Source organism: Dyadobacter beijingensis DSM 21582, from assembly GCF_000382205.1.
Classification (GTDB): domain Bacteria; phylum Bacteroidota; class Bacteroidia; order Cytophagales; family Spirosomataceae; genus Dyadobacter; species Dyadobacter beijingensis.
In genome coordinates, this window is record NZ_KB907786.1 from 119,510 (window position 1) to 137,054 (window position 17,545).

Sequence of the window (17,545 nt, forward strand, 5' to 3'; positions counted from 1 at the left end):
ATTCAACCAAAACCAATTCTTTAATACAAAAACAATGGGACTTTCAAGTATAGCTGAGAAGGCGTTGGAGCAGGGAAAAGGCATTTTGCGCCTGGCGCCGACATGGGTGCCGCGTTCGTTTTGCGTTCCCGGCCGCAGGATCAAATTACACCCCGACGATTATTATGTGCTGGGCGGAGAGCGTGGCGGTATCGATGAGCGTTGGTTGTCATCCACAACTCCTGCGGAAAATGGGCCGCTGACAGGCGAAAATGAAGGTTTGAGCCAAATCGTTTTGGAAGATGAATCAGGCGTTCAAAAAGTGACATTGCGCGATGCGGTGGAAGAGCTGAAAGGCCAGATTATCGGCGACAGACTTTGGGACCAATACAAAAGCTGGCCCATGTACTCCAAGTTTTTTGACAATATGGGGCCGCTTCCGCACCATATTCACCACAGGGACGAGCACGCGGCGATGGTGGGCCAGAACGGCAAGCCGGAAGCCTACTATTTTCCGCCTCAGCTGAATAACCACGGTGGCGATTTTCCATACACATTCATCGGTATCGCCCCCGGTACGACCAAAGAGCAGATCAAGGAGTGTCTGATGAACTTTACCAAGGGCGATAACAAGATTACCAATTACTCCCAGGCGTTTCGTCTGGAACCGGGAACAGGCTGGGATGTGCCTCCCGGCATGTTGCACGCGCCAGGTAGCTTGTGTACCTACGAGCCTCAAAAAGCGTCGGATATTTTCGCGATGTATCAATCGCTTGTGAATGAGGCGGTTATTCCGGAAGAGTTGCTTTGGAAGGGAACGCCGAAGGACAGAATCGGTGACTACGACCTGCTGATGGAGGTAATCGACTGGGATTTGAACGTCAATCCCAATCTGATGGAAAAGCATTTCATGCGTCCTAAACCGGTCAAAGATGTGGCTGAAATGGAGGCGGAAGGATACAGTGAAAACTGGATTTGCTATAAAAACGAGGCTTACAGCGCCAAGGAACTGACCGTGTTGCCGGGCCAGACGGTGACGATCAAAGATGCTGCGGCATACGGAATGATCGTCATGCAGGGCCACGGCAAATTCGGGGTGTGGGATATCGAAACCCCTGCATTGATCCGCTACGGACAGCTCACCAACGACGAATATTTCGTAACGGAAAAAGCGGCTACGGAAGGCGTAGTGATCAGCAACCCGTCGAAAACAGATCCGATTGTGATTTTGAAACACTTCGGTCCCGGAAATCCGGATTTGATACTCTAATGCCCCAGCGGGGCACCCTGTTTCTAGCAAAGAGGAAAGAATTGAATATTGAAGACTCCATCGGAGTCGCCTGATGCGCAGGAGGCACCTACGGAGCCAGATATCAGATCGGACATGTTGCTATAAACAGGGGGCTCCTCCGGAGCTATTTTCCATAAAAACTAAAATTCCTCAAACCATGCCTGAAAATAATTTCCCCAAACTCCATAATGCCACATGGCCTGGCATCGTGGGCAAAGGTTCTGACTCAGAGCCGATTATTCCGTTTGATACATTGCTGGAAAAAACCGCAGCAGCGGAAGTGGACGGCGTGAAATTCGACGGTGTCGATATCGGTTTGTTCGACGAGCATATTGGTGAATACCTCAATGCAGCCGATGGCGGAAAGCGCCTGGCCGACAAGCTGGCGGGCTATAACCTCGAAGCGGGCAGTCTCGTCGCCAATGTATGGGCCGGTTCGGCCATGGGCAGCAAGGAAGCGCGCGATACGTTTGTGGAGCAGGTGCGTAAGGCATGCGAATTCGGCAAGCAACTCCGCGACGCCGGTGTGCGCCAGGGCGGCGTGATCCGCATCGATTCGGCCGCTTCGCCGGAAGCATGGTCGGCTGACCCGAAAGGCAATACCAAACAAATTGCGGAAACTTTCCGTCGTGCTGCCGACGTGGCCGCTGATTTCGGCGAGCGCCTGGCTGCCGAAGGCGAGATCTGCTGGGGCGGTATGCACAGCTGGAAAGCGATGATCGACACACTCGAAGCGACTGACCGACCGAACGTCGGTTTCCAGGCTGATATGTCGCACACATTCCTGTATTTGCTGGGATACAATGCGCCGGAAGACCGCATTCTGCCCGCAGATTTCCAGTGGGAAGACCGCGCTACTTTGGACGAAGCTTTCAAGAAAATGACCGCCGCTCTGCGTCCTTGGACCATCGATTTCCACGTAGCACAAAACGACGGAACGGTGCACGGAACCGGCTCACACGATAAAACCGGTCGCCACTGCCTCGCCACCGACCCGAACGGCAAGCTCGATATCGTGCACCACGCCGGTTTCTGGCTCCGCGACGAGAAGGGAGAGCTTACCCGCGCATTCCGCCATATCTGCTGGGATGGCTGTATGTTCCCGAACGAGGTAATGTACAAGCAGGAAACATGGAACGACATCCTCGCCGCGCTCGTGAAGGTGCGTAACGCGCATGGGTGGCAGGCGTGATGATCGTGAAAAATTGACAGCCGACCACTGACAGCCGACCGCCGATCGCTTGTAATGCAGAAAACCGTTGTGCGGTAACTGTACCAATATCGGCGGTCAAAACAATATTCCAAAAACCTAAGGCTCGAAGCAACACGCCGAAAGCCCCAACCAATAAAACCAATGTCAGAAAAAAAACAAATACGCGTTGCCCTGATCGGTTCCGGTTTGATGGGCCGCACGCATACCAATGGTTATAAAAGAATCGGGGACTTCTTCCCGGAACTCGAATACCGCCCGGTACTGGCAGCCGTTTGCTCCCGCAATGAGGAGAAAGTGAAAGCTTTCGCCGAGCAATGGGGCTACGAATCGTACGAAACCGACTGGCGCAAAATCATCGAGCGCGACGATATCGACGCGGTGGATATTTGTACACCGAACGATACGCACGCCGAGATCGCATTGGCAGCGGCCGCGAAGGGCAAAATGATCCTTTGCGAAAAACCTTTGGCACGTACATTGGCAGAAGCTAAAACAATGGTGGACGCCATCGAAGCCGCGGGTGTTAAAAACACGGTATGGTACAACTACCGCCGCGTTCCCGCTGTGACTTTGGCGAAGCAAATCGTGGACTCAGGTAAACTGGGCCGCATTTTCCATTACCGTGCAAACTTTCTGCAAGACTGGACGATCAGCCCGGACGTACCGCAGGGCGGAACGGCTACCTGGCGCCTCGATGCAGACGCGGCCGGTTCCGGCGTAACGGGCGATTTGCTCGCGCACTGTATCGACACGGCGATGTGGATCAACGGCGGCATCAAGGACGTATCAGCTGTGACCGAGACATTTATCAAAGAGCGCAAGCACACCGGTACCGGCGAAGTGCAGAAAGTAGGCATCGACGATGCCTGTATATTCCATTGCCATTTCGATAACGGCTCACTAGGCCTTTTCGAATCGACGCGTTACGCACGCGGCCACAAAGCGCTTTATACATTTGAAATCAACGGTGAACATGCTTCCATCCGTTGGGATTTGCATGACCTGAACCGCCTGGAATATTTCGATCATAGCGACGATTCGATCGTGCGCGGATGGCGTTCCATCCTCGTTACCGACGGCGACCAGCCTTACATGAAGCGCTGGTGGATTCCGGGAACCAGCATTGGTTACGAGCACTCGTTTATACACCAGGCAGCCGATTTCTTCGAAAGCCTGCAAACCGGCAAACCATGCTCGCCGACGTTCAAAGACGCTTATGAAACACAGAAGGTGTGTGAAGCGGTACTCGATTCGGCGGCTTCCAAAAGCTGGAAAGATACCGGCGTACATTGGGAAGGTTAATACAATAATGCATTCATAATCTGAGGCTTTGACCATATCCTGCCAGTCGGGATGAGGTGAAAGCCTCAGTTTCCATTCTGCGATGGCCGATCATATTCTCAGGGTTAGGGAAATTTCCAAGTCGTTCTCCGGCGTGCAAGCGCTGGACAATATCCATTTTGACCTGAAAAAGGGGGAAGTGCATGCCTTAATGGGTGAAAATGGGGCCGGGAAATCCACTTTGATGAAAATCCTGATCGGGCTTGTTGCGCCGGATTCCGGGGAGGTTTTGCTGGAAGGCACAAACCTGGCAGGAAACAATGTGAATGAGACTTTGAAAAAAGGCATTTCCATGATCCACCAGGAAATCCTGATCATCCCCGAACTGACCGTAGCACAGAATATTTTCCTGGGGAGGGAAAAGGAGCTTTCCGGTAAAAGCGGCTGGCTTTCGGGCTGGCTGAATGATTCGGTAATTAACCAGCGTGCGGCGGCTTTGCTTGATCGAATGGGGGTGAACATTGCGCCGGATGCGAAAATGAAACATCTCAGCGTGGCGCAAATGCAGATGGTCGAGATCGCGAAAGCCATTTCGAACAATGCGAAGGTCATCATCATGGATGAGCCTACTTCCGCCATTTCGGACAAGGAAGTAGCCACATTGTTCCAGATCATCCGCGATCTGAAAGCGCAGGGCGTCGGTATTATTTACATTTCCCACAAAATGGACGAGATTTTCCGGATCTCGGACACAATTACCGTGCTGCGCGACGGGAAGTACATCGGCACCAAACCCGCGGCGGAGCTCAATCACAATGCGTTGATCGCCATGATGGTGGGCCGCGAGATCGCTCAAATGTTCCCCGAGGCGACGCAAGCGGTAGGCGAGGAAGTTCTATCGGTGCGAAACCTGGGTAGGGCGGGCAAGTTCTCGAATATCAGTTTTACTGTAAAATCCGGTGAAATAGTAGGACTGGCAGGGTTAATGGGCGCCGGGAGAACGGAGATCGCCAGGGCGATATTCGGGCTTGACCAATGGGATGAGGGGGAAATTACCCTGAAAACTTCTCCGCTTCGTGCGCGGACGCCGCGTGAGGCGATCGACAGGGGTGTTGGATATGTCAGTGAGGATAGGAAGGGGTTAGGGTTTATTCCAAGAATGTCGGTGAAGGACAATATCACGCTTTCAAGCATGAACAATCACCGCAAAGGCGGTTTTATCGACAAACAAAGCGAAGAATCGGCTACCGAAAAAATGATCGCCGATTTGAAGATCAAAACGGCCGGTACCGGGCAGCATGTAACTTATCTGAGCGGGGGCAACCAGCAAAAAGTCGTCATCGGCAGAGTGCTGCTTGCCTCGCCGGAGCTCATCATTCTCGACGAACCGACCCGCGGTGTCGACGTCGGCGCGAAATTCGAAATTTACAAACTGATCCGCAGCCTCGCCGACCGGGGCATGGCGATCATCATGATATCATCGGAACTGCCGGAAATCCTCGGCCTGAGCGACCGTATTCTGGTACTTTCCAAGGGCAAACAAATGGCGCTGCTGCCGAAATCCGAAGCGACGCAGGAGGTGATTATGCGGTATGCGGTAGGGTAAAAGGTGCCGACTGCCGACGACCGACCGCTGACGACCGATGACCGATGAATGAGGGATAATTAATTTACGAATTGCAATTATCTAACAGAGTAAGGCCGTCCGCGGTTAGCCGTCGGCCGTCGAAACGAAATCTGTGCAATACCCAACAAACGCATGAACAGACTCTCCAAACTGGGCCAGTACGGCATTTTTCTCGCATTTGCATTGATATGCCTCGTGCTGGCGCTGAGTACGCCGAAGTTTTTTACCGTTTCCAACCTTTTGATCATCGGCAACCAGGTTTCGATCAATGCGTTGCTGGCTTTCGGCGTGACGTTTGTGATCATTACCGGCGGTATTGACTTATCGCTCGGGTCAATGGTGGCCGTGACCGGCGTGGCGGCGGCCACATTTGCCCATCCTGACGCTTACCCGTTGGTCGTGCCCTTACTGGTTGGATTAGCAGCCGGTTCAGCAATGGGTGCTTTCAACGGATTGGTAATTACCAAAAGCAAAGTGCCGCCATTCATTGTCACACTGGGCACGATGACCATCGGCCGCGGGCTTGCATTGATCCTCAGTAAGGGAAGGCCGGTTTCCAACCTTTCGGACGAGTTCAACTTTATCGGCGGCGGCAATATCGCAGGCATCCCATTCCCGATCATCATCCTGATTGTGGCGTTCGCGGTATGCTCTGTCGTATTGAATAAAACCATTCTCGGGCGGTACATGTATGCGGTCGGGGGCAACGAGCCTGCGGCGCGCGCGTCGGGTATACGCGTGAGCCGGGTAAAAATGTGGGTATATACGATTTGCGGGCTGCTTTCTGCATTGGGCGGTATCCTGCTGACATCCCGCATTACGACCGGCCAACCTAATGCCGGGGCGGGTTTCGAGCTGGATGCCATTGCCGCGGCGATTATCGGCGGTACCAGCACAGCCGGAGGCACAGGTACGATGACCGGTACACTGATCGGCGCATTGCTCATCGGCGTGATCAGCAATAGTCTGGATTTGCTGAATGTGACTTCCTATTACCAGCAGGTCGTGATGGGCGTCATCATCATCGGGGCCGTGGTGCTGGATGGGGTTGGAAAAAAGGATTAGGGTAAAAATATAAATTTGACCACCGACGGCCGAACACTGACGGCCGATGGCTTAATGACATTGGACTCATGAAACGCAACGCAATTTTCGCTATACTCATTGCTACCGGTCTTCTGGCGGGCTGTAATCAATCGTCTGATCAAAAATCCGGTGATGGCCGCGGCGAGAAGCTGGTGATCGGCGCGACGATGCTGAGCATGCAGAACGAATTTATCGTGAATGTAAGCGACGCAATGGAGGCGAAGGCGAAAGAGATGGGTGTGGAACTGATCACGGTGGACGCCGAACGTTCGGCGTTGAAGCAGGTGGAGCAGGTAGAGAGTTTCATCGGCCAGGGCGTGGACGCGATCATCATGAACCCCTGTGAGGTAGAGGCCAGTTCGCCGGCCGTCAAACTGGCTATGGATGCAAAGATTCCCATCATCAATGTCAATTCAGAAACTTCGGCCAAACCGACGGCATTCGTGGGCTCGGACGATACCGAATCGGCCCGCATTGCGATGAAATACATCGCCGAAAAGCTGGGGGGAAAGGGTAATGTGCTGATGATGCACGGCTTCATGGGCCAGGCCGCTCAGATCAAGCGCGATAACGGTGCGAAGGAAATCCTCAAAGCCAATCCCGGCCTCAAACTCCTCGCCGAGCAATCCGGCGAATGGGACCGCGCCAAGGGGATGTCGCTCACCGAAAACTGGATTCAATCCTACGGCGATAAAATCAACGCCATTTTCGCCCAGAACGACGAAATGGGCATGGGGGCCGTCAAGGCACTGGAAGCTGCCGGTTTGAAAAATAAAGTGCTGGTAGTGAGCGTCGACGCCATCCCCGACGCATTACAAGCCGTAAAAAGGGGACCACTGGACGCCACGGTATTCCAGAATGCCAAAGAGCAAGGCGGAAAAGCGATCGAAACGGCGGTGAAAGCCGCTAGGAAAGAGGCGTTTGAAAAGGAGGTTTTAATTCCGTTTCAGCTGGTGACGAAGGGGAATGTGGGGAGTTTTTTGAAATAAATGGTACTGTATGACATGAACACACACTTATTTGACACGAATGGCTACCTGATCACGCAAGAAATCACGGATTTTAGCTGGCCCACTTTTGAGGAGATTTTTATCTTCAATCGTCAGCGGGCCGAATTGGCAATAGAACTAAGAGATTTTATAGCGCGCGTGCTGGATTGGCAGATCGAGAGGCTGAAAATCTGGGTTGATGGTTCTTTTACAACACTTAAGCTGCATCCTAATGACATTGATTTAGTGTGTTTTATCGATCATGCTTTTTATGACTCGAATCAAAGTATCCTAGCTTCCATCAAGTTGGACTTCCCAAGTTTGGACATCTATTTTATCAAAAGTTATCCAACAGAGCATCCGAATCACTTTTTGACTAACTTTGATAAGCTAGACTGGCTACATTTTCTTACCCGAGATCGTCAGAGCCGTAACAAAGGCATTGTAAACTTGCTGCTACAATGAGACCATTTGATCAACTTCAAGTAGAAATACAGGACACGCTGGAAAGGATTATTCGTGTAAATGCATCCATCGCCAGGCATGAAACACAAGTGCAACCCGATTTGCTGGCTATCTCACAGTTCGAAGAAATTAAATTCCAATTTACACAGCATCTTTTGACGCTTTTGGCAGAGATGGACATTAAATTGAAACTCGCAGCGTAGGGATGCAGGCAGAATGGCTAGGAAAGAGGCGTTTGAAAAGGAAGTTTTGATTCCGTTTCAGCTGGTGACGAAGGGGAATGTGGGGGAGTTTTTGAAGTAGACTAGCGTTTTGTAGCGCGAAGTCTTTCCAGCCCTCCGTTTCCAATAAACTCCCGGGAAGCCTCCATTTTTTCTTTGATAATAGCCTGAACCCTTGGATCGGCAAGCACCCGTTTTTTGCTTCAATACTGGAAAGCTCACGAGCAATGATAATCCTATATAAACGGTTCTTTTCTGGCGTATTAGCCCGAATTTGTAGTTCCGCATCAGGATTTTTTTTCAGAAAGAGCCGTATGCATTCTGCTCCTGTTGCCATGACTTTTTTCAAATCGAGGCTGTTCTCATCGGAAGCGATATCACTCAATTCCCTATCCGGAAGCACGTCCACAAGGGCAAGATTGGAAGTCCCATATCGAATGCAGGAAGTTGAGTGTTGAAGATGCCGCAAATGTAAAATAATCTTCCCTTAAAAGTAAAACGCCGCAATGCACGCCCTTTTACCGGCATTGGCATGTGCCAGTTTTCCTAAAACCAATCAAAATCACGAATGAACACTTTCAATATCAACCGCCGTAGCTTCCTCCACGGGGCCACGGCCGCATTGGCATTATCTACTTTCGGAGCGCAGGGAATGGACCTGATCAATCCTGCCAAAACCTGGCGCGTGGGGCTGATCGGGACCGGCTGGTATGGTAAAAGTGATCTTTTCAGACTGATACAGGTAGCGCCGGTGGAGGTGATCGCATTGTGTGATGTGGATAAAAATCAACTGAACGAAGCGGGCAAACTGGTGAGCCAGCGGCAGAAATCCGGTAAGACGCCAAAGCTGTACGGCGATTACCAGAAAATGCTGGCCGAAAATGAAATGGATATCGTGCTCATCGGCTCTCCCGACCATTGGCACGCATTGCAGATGATCGATGCCGTGAAGGCCGGCGCGCACGTGTACGTCCAGAAACCGATCAGCGTCGATGTGCTCGAAGGAGAAGCGATGGTCGCTGCCGCGCGTAAATACAAAAAGGTGGTGCAGGTGGGAACGCAGCGTAAAAGCACGCCGCATTTGATCGACGCGAAAAAAAATATCGTCGATGCAGGCCTGCTGGGCAAGATTTCGCACGTCGAAATGTGCTGCTATTATCATATGCGGGCCAACGGCAACCCGCCGGTGGAAGCGGTACCCGATTTCCTGGATTATGAAAAATGGACCGGCCCCGCGCCGCTGCGTCCGTACGACGGCCTGCCGCACGTGCGCTGGTGGCGGACGTTCATGGAATACGGTAATGGCATAACCGGCGATATGTGCGTGCACATGTTCGATACCGTGCGCTGGATGCTGAAACTCGGCTGGCCGAAAAAAATCAGTTCTACCGGTGGTATATATGTGCAGAAAGAGGGCAAATCCAATATTTCGGATACGCAATCGGCGATTTTCGAGTATGACGGCCTGAACTGCGTCTGGCAGCACCGGACATGGGGCACGCCTAACAACCCGGATTATCCCTGGTCATTCACTTTGTACGGTGAAAAAGGCACATTGTGGGCCAGCACCATGGCTTATGATTTCATTCCGCAGGGCAAAGGCGAAAAAATCCACAAGGATGTCGTTTACGAAAAAGAGAAGTATCCCGAAGACCTGAAAGAGGATAAAATCGAGCTGAATGCTGCCCCTGCCACGCGTCTCCACATGCTCGATTTCCTGGCGGCGATCGAGAACAACGGCAGACCGGTGGCGGACATCGAAGAGGGCCATATTTCGACGGCAAGCTGCATTTTGGCAAATCTTTCGATGAAAACAGGCCGTTCGATTGTTTATGATCCGATAAAACGCGAAATTGTGGGAGATAGAGAAGCCAACGCGCTGCTCGCCCGCGCATACCGGGCTCCATACAAGCATCCAGACTATAAACATGTCTAGGATAGGTCATTAAAGTTCGTGGTCCCCATATATTCCCAGTACATCGCGTCCGGCTAAATCCGGGCGCGTTTTTGTTTCGCAGCAAGTCGTCTTTAATGGTGTGGGATGCAACAGAAAGCGGCTGCGGCCGGTATTGGTAAAAGGAGGGTAAAAATTTTCATGCAAACGTTTGAAATGCATCAGATTAAGTATTTTTCAGGATCGATATATCGGTTTTAATTGTTTGTAAGTTTAATAGATGTTTCGAAGGCATTTAAACCATTTACCCTCGTAAACTGTCAGAATAACGTAAACAAACCAAATAACTCAAAGCACAATGAAAACCGTAGTGAAGTTGATAAAATCCGCCGGCATGGCGGTTGTGGCGGGAGTATTCATGATGGCGTGCAGCAATGCCCTTCAAGTCAGTTACGATTACGATTCGTCGGTGAACCTCAAACAATTCAAAACCTTCAAGGTGGAGGCTGAGCATAATATGGAGCAGGACCCGCTTTTGGGCAGCGAGCTGAACCGCAGAAGGCTGGGCGACGCGGTAGTAGAAGTAATGGAAGCCAAGGGTTATAAGCTGGACAATAAGAATCCCGAGATCGTCGTACGTTTCATGACCGACGTGAAGGAACGTCAGCAGATCCGCTCCAATAATATGTACTCGCCCTATATGTGGTGGTATGGCGGTGGCAACAACATTTCCACTTATAACTACCAGGAAAGCCGCTTCATCCTGAACATCTACCAGAAAACCAGCGAACGCATGGTATGGCAAGGCTGGGCATCCGGCAAAGTAAAAGCCCCGACCAAAAAAGAAGATCAGAACACGATGATCAAAAACACCATGGGCGACATCCTGAGATCCTTCCCCGAAGCGACGATGGATACTTACAGCAGGAAGTAGTTTTGAAGCTTACATAAAAAATGCCGGACGCAAGTCCGGCATTTTTTTTTGTTTGTAGCGCTCAATCTTCGTTAATTCCCATTTCTTCTATGCGAATTTGAGCGTATTCGTCAGGCGAAGGCTCATCGATCGGATAATGCTCTTCTTCATACTGGCTGATCAGCAATGCCAGTACGTCTGCTTCCTTCGCTTCGGCGCTGCCGGCTGGCGCGTCGAACAATGCGTCTAGACGGCGCACGGCCCCGTTGTATTCCTCCTCCGTCTCGATCAGTTTTACGTCTACCATCTCAGATTGTCTTTGCGTTAATGCGGTTATATTCTGCATGCGTCCCAAGCCATTTGATCATGATTCGCCTATGTTCAAAGCTTAAGCGGGTTACCATTCGGTACCGATTGCCTTTGACATTGAAAATAATCCGGCTGTCGGCAATCATATCTGCACTTCTGAAATCACTTCTTACACTATTGAAATCCTTCCACTCCGCTTTTCTAACGGTTTTGAACCACGAGGTCAGGTAAGGTTTGGAATCAGGATGAATTTCGTAAAATTCTTTCAATTTTCTGAAACTGATCACATTCATATAATAGTATGCGTGGTTTTTAACAAAAATAGAGCGGAAAAGTGGCATCGCGACCACTTTTCCGCTCCAATGAACGAACGGCTGATGTTACGGTTAAAACCTACAAGGCCTCCCCGTTCCGGTATTCCTCCGATGCCTTCTTCACAATCGCATCTCCGTCATGCAGGTCCCCGAAGACTTCTACGAGCGTATCAACCACGATGCCGCGCTTTACGGGTACCCATTCCGCTTTTTTGGATTTGTCGCGGATCACGAACACCTGCTCGCTGGAATTGACGACGGCCGTGACGGGCACGAACAGCGTGTTGCCCGTCCGCTCGGTGCTCAGCTGCACTTGCGCATACATGCCGGCCTTCAACTCGTTTGAGCGGTTATTGACATCGAATTCCGTGATCATCGAGCGGTTTTCTTCGGATAATGTGCGTGAGCTGCGGGCGTAGGATGCCTTGTATATTTTTTCAGGACTGGCCGATACCGTGAAACTGACCTCGCCCTTATTCGGGATGGCGCTCGACATGTTTTCGGGGATCGCGAGCGTCAGACGGAGCTTTGTATTGTCTTCCAGGATGAATAACGGCTTCGCACCGCCTTCGCCCGGCCCTACCAGCGCACCCGGACTGATATTCCGCTCGGTGATAATGCCGTCGAATGGCGCGGTTACCGTCAGATAGCGCGAGAGTTCGGTTTTCGTATCGAGGAAAGATTTCGAGGCCTGCACGTTGCCTTTGGCCACGGCCATGGCGGAGCTGTCGGCGGCGGCGCGGGCTCTGGCGAGATCGAGTTCATTGAGCGACACGGCCCCTTCCGTGCGGTTGGTTTTTTGCAAGCGGCTGTATGTCAATGCGCTGGCCTGGTAGCGTGTGGTGGTCTGTTGCAATGCGGCTTCGGCGGCGATGAGTTGCGCTTTTGCCTGGCTAAGTTCCGAGATGACCTCCGGCGCTTCCAGTACCGACAATACCTGACCTTTCCTGACAAAAGTCCCGCGGTCGACATTGACCGTTTTTACAAATCCTTTCACCTTCGGATGAATGCTCACCTTGTTCCAGGGTTTCAGTTCGCCGGGCAATGCGATCTGTTTCGCCGGTTTCATGCTTTTGACATGGGCCAGCTCCACGGCGGGCTGTTCTGCTGCTTTCGCTTCGTGTTTTTCACTTGTTTCGGCGGTACTGCTGCATGCGCTCATGCCGGCGGCGAAAGCGATCAATACCAGAATGGATTTCAGGGTGTTCATGGAAACGGATGTTTGGAGTTTTTTACGGAAGAAATTGCTTTCGGGATCTTCGGGGTCGAGCGATACCGAATTGACGGACGCTTTGCGCTGTACCAATGTGAATACCGCCGGCAAAATGAGCAGCGATGCCAGCGTAGAGGCGATGAGCCCGCCGATTACCGCCTGGCCGAGCGGCGCGATCTGGTCACCGCCTTCACCGAGGCCCGAAGCCATCGGTACCATCCCGGCTATCATCGCGATACTGGTCATGAGGATCGGACGGATACGGCTGCCGGCTGCCAGCGTCACGGCCTTGTGCGCATCCTGCAATTTCAACCGCAGGTTTTCGGCATTGGTCACCATCAGAATCGCATTCGCGACGGATACCCCCACGGACATGATGAGGCCCATGTATGATTGCAGGTTCAGCGTCGCGCCGGTGATCAGCAGCAAGCCAATGGAGCCTACCACCACAGCAGGAATGGTCGAAAGTACCACGAGCGACAGTTTGAACGACTGGTAAGTAGCGGCCAGCAAAAGGAACATGATCACCACCGCTATCAACAAACCCGTTTGCAGGCTGCTCAATGTCTCCGTCAAAAGGTCCGTTTGGCCTTTCAGCTCTACAATTACCCCGCGCGGCGGTTCGCCCGCGTTCCTGATCGCCTTCTGAACGGCGGTTGTGGCTGCCCCGAGGTCTTTTTTGTGAATGTTGGCAGTTACAGTTACTAGCCGGTTGGGGCCGGCGCGGTCGTATTCGCCGGGAGCGGTTTTTTCGGAGAATGTCGCTACATCGGCCAGCAATGGGTTGCTCACGCCGGTTTTCAACGGGATGGTGCCAATGTCCTCCACGGAAGTCATCTGGTACTCCGGTATCTGAACCTGTACCTGGTAGGCAAGGCCTTTGGCATCGTCGAGCCAGAGGTTTTTGTCGGTAAATCGGCTGGAAGATGTGGCTGCGACCATCGAACGCGCCACTTGCGTGGAGGTAATGCCTAACTGTCCCGCCCTTTCACGGTCGATTTTTACATCCAGCACAGGGTATTGCAATGGCTGGGCGATCTGAACGTCGCGCAGGAATGCGATATGCTGCATTTCCTTCTGGATTTTACGGGCAAACCGGCCGGCTTCTTCCACATCTTTCGCGGCCACGCTTACTTCGATCGGCGTCGAAGCGCCCTGGCTCATGATCTTATCCACCAGCTCGATCGGTTCAAATGAAATGGCCAGGTTAGGGATTTCCTTCCCGATCCTCGCCCGCAGTTTTTCTTTCAATGCGTCCATTTTAACAGGATACTCTTCCTTCAATGACACCTGCAAAACCGCTTCGTGCGGACCGCTGTTGAACACGAAAATATTGGAAGTACCATAGCTGGAAGGCACTGTACCCACATAAGCCGAGGATATTTCCACATTTTCCTTTCCTACCTCCGATTTAATCAGGTTCAAAACCTTCAATGTGGCCTGTTCCGTGCGCTCCACACGCGTACCGTCCGGTACCCGCATACGCATCTGAAACTGGTGGCTGTTGGCCTTGGGCAGAATATCGGTACCGATGAGGAAGAACCCGCCGACGATCAATGCAATGGTGCCGACGAGGTACACGGGCACGATCAGCCGCTTGCCCATGATGCCGTTGAGTACATTCAGGTATTTCAATTTAAATTTCTCGAAACCGGTCGGCGGCAACGAGGGGTGTGCACCTTCCTCGATCACATCCTCGATTTCGCGGTTATCCAATGCCAGAGTAGGCGCTTCGTGGTGCGGATGGTCTTTCAAAAGCCAGTTGGAAAGCACCGGTACCAATGTTTGCGACAGCAAAAAAGACGCGATCATCGCAAAACCCACGGCCAGCGATAGCGGGAGGAACATCGACCTTGGAATGCCGCTCATGACAAAAGACGGCGCGAAAACGGCCAGGATCGCCAGCAAAATCAGGAACTCGGGGAATGCGATTTCCTTACAAGCGTCCCAAATGGCCTGTTCCTTCGGCTTGCCCATTTCCTGGTGCTGGTGAATGTTTTCAATCGTCACCGTCGCCTGGTCGACGAGCACCCCGATAGCCAATGCGAGGCCGCTCAAAGTCATGATGTTGATCGTTTGACCGAACAAATTCATCAATATCACGGCCGAAAGAATGGAAATCGGGATGGTGACGATCACGATGATCACGCTCCGCCAGTCTTTCAAGAACAGCAATACCATTAAGCCCGTCAACAAGGCACCGAGGATACCTTCCGTAATGAGGCTTTTGAGCGAGTTGGTCACATACACCGACTGGTCGAATTCATACGAAATCTTCACATCCTCCGGCACGGCGTTCCGCAATTGCGGCAATGCAGCGCGGATATTGTTCACCACATCGAGCGTGGAAGCATCGGATTTCTTGACCACGGGAATATAAACCGCCCGACGGCCATTGATCAATGCATAGCTTACCGTCACGTCGGCGCCGTCTTCCACCATGCCTACGTCGCGGATGAACACGGTAGGACCTGCGCCTACGCGGATGGGGATATTCAGAAAGTCTTCCGGCTTCTTGATAAGCGAGTTAACAGGCGTCATCAAAGTTTTGTCGCCCATGCGGATGTTACCGGCCGGGGATGGCTGGTTGTTGGCAATAATGGATTTGATCACCTCTTCGGGCGTCAGATGGTAGCTGCGAATGCGCTCCGGGTCTACACGGACGACGATCGTACGCTGGTTACCACCAAATGGCGGGGGGCTGGAAACACCTTCAATGCGGCTGAACATCGGACGTACCCGCGACGATGCGAAGTCCTGGATCTCGTTCAGCGAGCGGCTGGCGCTTTCAAAAACCATCTGCCCGATCGGCACGGAGCTGGCGTCGAACCGGACTACCTGCGGCGGCACGGTTCCCTCGGGCATATAGGCCTTCGCGCGGGAAACGTTGTTGGCGACCTCCGCCGCCGCCTGCGCCATATCGGTGCCGGGGTAGAAGGAGAGTTTGATCAACGACAAGCCCTGGATCGTTTTCACATCCACATCGCGGATACCCGAGACGTACAGGAAGTGGTCCTGGTAGCGGGTGGCGATGAAGCCGTCCATCTGGTCGGGTGCCATACCGCCGTAGGGCTGTACCACGTAAATGGTAGGCAGGTCGAGGTTTGGGAAAATGTCGACCGGAATGCTCCGGATCGATAATACCGAGAAGAATAGGATGCCGATCACGACCACCACGATGGAAATGGGCTGTCGGAGGGCAGTTCTGATGAGTTGGTACATAATATTATGGGTTTATCTGGCTCAGAAAAATTTCGAGGTCACCCGCGGCTGCGGCTTTGAGCAGGAGCGAGCGCCAGGCATTGCCGTTGGTGACGAACTTGTCGACCTCGGCGCGGTTCAATGCATTGACGCTTTGTGCCAACGTGAAAAGGTCGGTCATACCGCTCTGGTAGCGCGCTTCGGCCTGGTTGAAAGCCCGTTGCGCGGCTGCGAGCTGCACGGGCGTGAGGCGTGCCTGCGCGAGTGAAAGCTGGAACTGGATCTCCGATTCGCGCGACTGGCGGTCGAGTTGCAGCTGCTGGGTTTGGTACAGGGATTTGAAACGTTCTACCTGGAATTGCTCCGCGTGGTAATCGTTCCTGACCTTGAAAATGTTGGTCAGGTTCCAGCGGGTCGAAATGCCGAAGAGATAATTGTAAACCTGGTATTTAACCCCGCTCGAAAAGTCGGTGCGGAAGGAATCGTCCTTATTCGAAACGCCCGAACCACGGCCCCAGCCGGCGCCTACGAGCGAAACGGATGGCAAATAGGAACGCTTCACGGCTACGCTGCGGGCCAATGAGGCATCGATTTGTGCCTGCGAGAACCTTAATGCGGGATTTTTCAAAAACGAAGCCGCGTCGCCTGGAACAGCAGGAAGCTGGGAGTAAAAACCCATCGTATCCACCTGAATGCTGTCGCGCAACTCGCCGGTGAGTTCGGAGAAACGCAATCGCTGCGCTTTTTCGGACCGCTGGCTTTCGAGGAGCAGCAATTGCGCCTTGGCATATTCCGCCGCGGCGAGCGAGCTATCGACGCCCGGGCGCATACCCGAACTGACGGCGGCGTCCGTGACACGTTTGAAAATCAATGCCCTTTCCAGGTTCTGGCGCTGTGCGCCGACCAGTTTCTGGTTGATCAGCAGCAGCAGATATGCGTCGATGATTTTGACCTGGTGCTGGAACAATTCATTTTCATAGTCGGCCTGGGCGCGGGCGAGATCGGCTTTGGCGGCGTTTACATTGGCCTTTATTTTTCCAAAATTAAAAACCCTCCAGTCGACCATTGCCGTCGTAAAACTGCCGAATGTGGCCGTGTAATAATTTTCGGGCCGGATACCGCCGGAGGGCGACAATGCGCTGCCCTCATTGGGCAGAAATGCCCCGGCCACGCTGTTGCTGGTGGCATAGGTATATTGGTCCTGCACGATAAATGCGGGCAGGTAATCCGTTTTGACGGACTTGATACGGCTCTCAGCGCCGTGAATTTCAGCCTGTTTGGCTTTCAGGAAAGGGAAATTGCCCTTTCCCTGTTCGAGGGCCTCGTGCAGTTTGATCTGCTGCGGGTAGGCGGGAATGCATGCAAGCATGGCAAAAACCAACGCGAGCCAGCCGCTTTTGATGTTGAAGATCCGGTGTGTGAACCTTTCCTTGGAGTGCGCATTTCCCGGCGGGAACAGGCGGGAAACGGGGTGATACTGGGAGTGCTTCATAATTCGGGTAAAGAGATTTTTAGCCGAAATTAGAGCCCAATTCTGGAAACATTTGGG

15 protein-coding genes are annotated in these 17,545 nt (G+C 52.5%); 10 read left to right on the forward strand and 5 right to left on the reverse strand.

Going from position 1 to position 17,545, the window contains the following annotated elements; translation table 11 throughout:
- Positions 1-34 precede the first annotated feature (34 nt).
- From H144_RS0100485 to H144_RS0100520, 8 genes are all read left to right on the forward strand, one after another.
- A complete protein-coding gene (locus tag H144_RS0100485; RefSeq protein WP_026350285.1) occupies positions 35-1,249 on the forward strand; it encodes a hypothetical protein in 1,215 nt (404 codons plus the stop codon).
- A 178-nt stretch (positions 1,250-1,427) separates the two neighbouring features.
- Entirely contained in the window at positions 1,428-2,462 is a 1,035-nt protein-coding gene (locus H144_RS0100490; protein WP_019940058.1) for a TIM barrel protein, read from the forward strand.
- A gap of 162 nt (positions 2,463-2,624) precedes the next feature.
- Entirely contained in the window at positions 2,625-3,785 is a 1,161-nt protein-coding gene (locus tag H144_RS0100495; RefSeq protein ID WP_026350286.1) for a Gfo/Idh/MocA family protein, read from the forward strand.
- Between the two features lie 82 nt (positions 3,786-3,867).
- Positions 3,868-5,370 carry a sugar ABC transporter ATP-binding protein gene (locus tag H144_RS0100500; RefSeq protein WP_019940060.1) on the forward strand — a complete coding sequence of 501 codons (1,503 nt, stop codon included), beginning with the start codon at positions 3,868-3,870 and terminating at the stop codon, positions 5,368-5,370.
- Between the two features lie 153 nt (positions 5,371-5,523).
- Positions 5,524-6,456: an ABC transporter permease gene (locus tag H144_RS0100505; protein WP_019940061.1), complete on the forward strand. Its 933-nt coding sequence runs from the start codon at positions 5,524-5,526 to the stop codon at positions 6,454-6,456.
- A gap of 68 nt (positions 6,457-6,524) precedes the next feature.
- Positions 6,525-7,466: a sugar ABC transporter substrate-binding protein gene (locus H144_RS0100510; RefSeq protein WP_019940062.1), complete on the forward strand. Its 942-nt coding sequence runs from the start codon at positions 6,525-6,527 to the stop codon at positions 7,464-7,466.
- A 15-nt stretch (positions 7,467-7,481) separates the two neighbouring features.
- Positions 7,482-7,931: a DUF6932 family protein gene (locus tag H144_RS0100515; RefSeq protein WP_157504371.1), complete on the forward strand. Its 450-nt coding sequence runs from the start codon at positions 7,482-7,484 to the stop codon at positions 7,929-7,931.
- Positions 7,928-8,134, forward strand: a complete 207-nt coding sequence (locus H144_RS0100520) for a hypothetical protein (protein ID WP_019940064.1) — start codon at positions 7,928-7,930, stop codon at positions 8,132-8,134. Before H144_RS0100515 ends, H144_RS0100520 begins: the two co-directional genes overlap by 4 nt.
- Here the strand turns inward: H144_RS0100520 and H144_RS0100525 are convergent.
- A complete protein-coding gene (locus tag H144_RS0100525; RefSeq protein ID WP_374754572.1) occupies positions 8,112-8,621 on the reverse strand; it encodes a DUF6934 family protein in 510 nt (169 codons plus the stop codon). The genes H144_RS0100520 and H144_RS0100525 overlap by 23 nt on opposite strands.
- Positions 8,622-8,720: 99 nt before the next feature.
- On the opposite strand from H144_RS0100525, the gene H144_RS0100530 reads away from it, so the two are divergent.
- Together H144_RS0100530 and H144_RS0100540 are read left to right on the forward strand one after the other, a co-directional pair.
- Positions 8,721-10,088 (forward strand): Gfo/Idh/MocA family protein, encoded by a 1,368-nt coding sequence (locus H144_RS0100530; RefSeq protein WP_019940066.1) that lies wholly within the window; start codon positions 8,721-8,723, stop codon positions 10,086-10,088.
- Positions 10,089-10,404: 316 nt separating this feature from the next.
- Positions 10,405-10,980: a DUF4136 domain-containing protein gene (locus tag H144_RS0100540; protein WP_019940068.1), complete on the forward strand. Its 576-nt coding sequence runs from the start codon at positions 10,405-10,407 to the stop codon at positions 10,978-10,980.
- Between the two features lie 61 nt (positions 10,981-11,041).
- Here the strand turns inward: H144_RS0100540 and H144_RS31280 are convergent, their stop codons facing one another.
- The 4 genes from H144_RS31280 to H144_RS0100560 are packed head-to-tail and all read right to left on the reverse strand — an operon-like array spanning position 11,042 to position 17,488.
- Positions 11,042-11,305, reverse strand: a complete 264-nt coding sequence (locus tag H144_RS31280; protein ID WP_169409359.1) for a hypothetical protein — start codon at positions 11,303-11,305, stop codon at positions 11,042-11,044.
- The gene (locus H144_RS35045; protein ID WP_019940070.1) at positions 11,268-11,609 is read right to left on the reverse strand and encodes a type II toxin-antitoxin system HigB family toxin; all 342 of its coding nucleotides are present in this window, start codon (positions 11,607-11,609) and stop codon (positions 11,268-11,270) included. The genes H144_RS31280 and H144_RS35045 overlap by 38 nt, the downstream gene beginning before the upstream one ends.
- A 52-nt stretch (positions 11,610-11,661) precedes the next feature.
- The gene (locus H144_RS0100555; protein ID WP_019940071.1) at positions 11,662-16,017 is read right to left on the reverse strand and encodes an efflux RND transporter permease subunit; all 4,356 of its coding nucleotides are present in this window, start codon (positions 16,015-16,017) and stop codon (positions 11,662-11,664) included.
- Between the two features lie 4 nt (positions 16,018-16,021).
- Positions 16,022-17,488 (reverse strand): TolC family protein, encoded by a 1,467-nt coding sequence (locus H144_RS0100560; RefSeq protein ID WP_019940072.1) that lies wholly within the window; start codon positions 17,486-17,488, stop codon positions 16,022-16,024.
- Positions 17,489-17,545 lie beyond the last annotated feature (57 nt).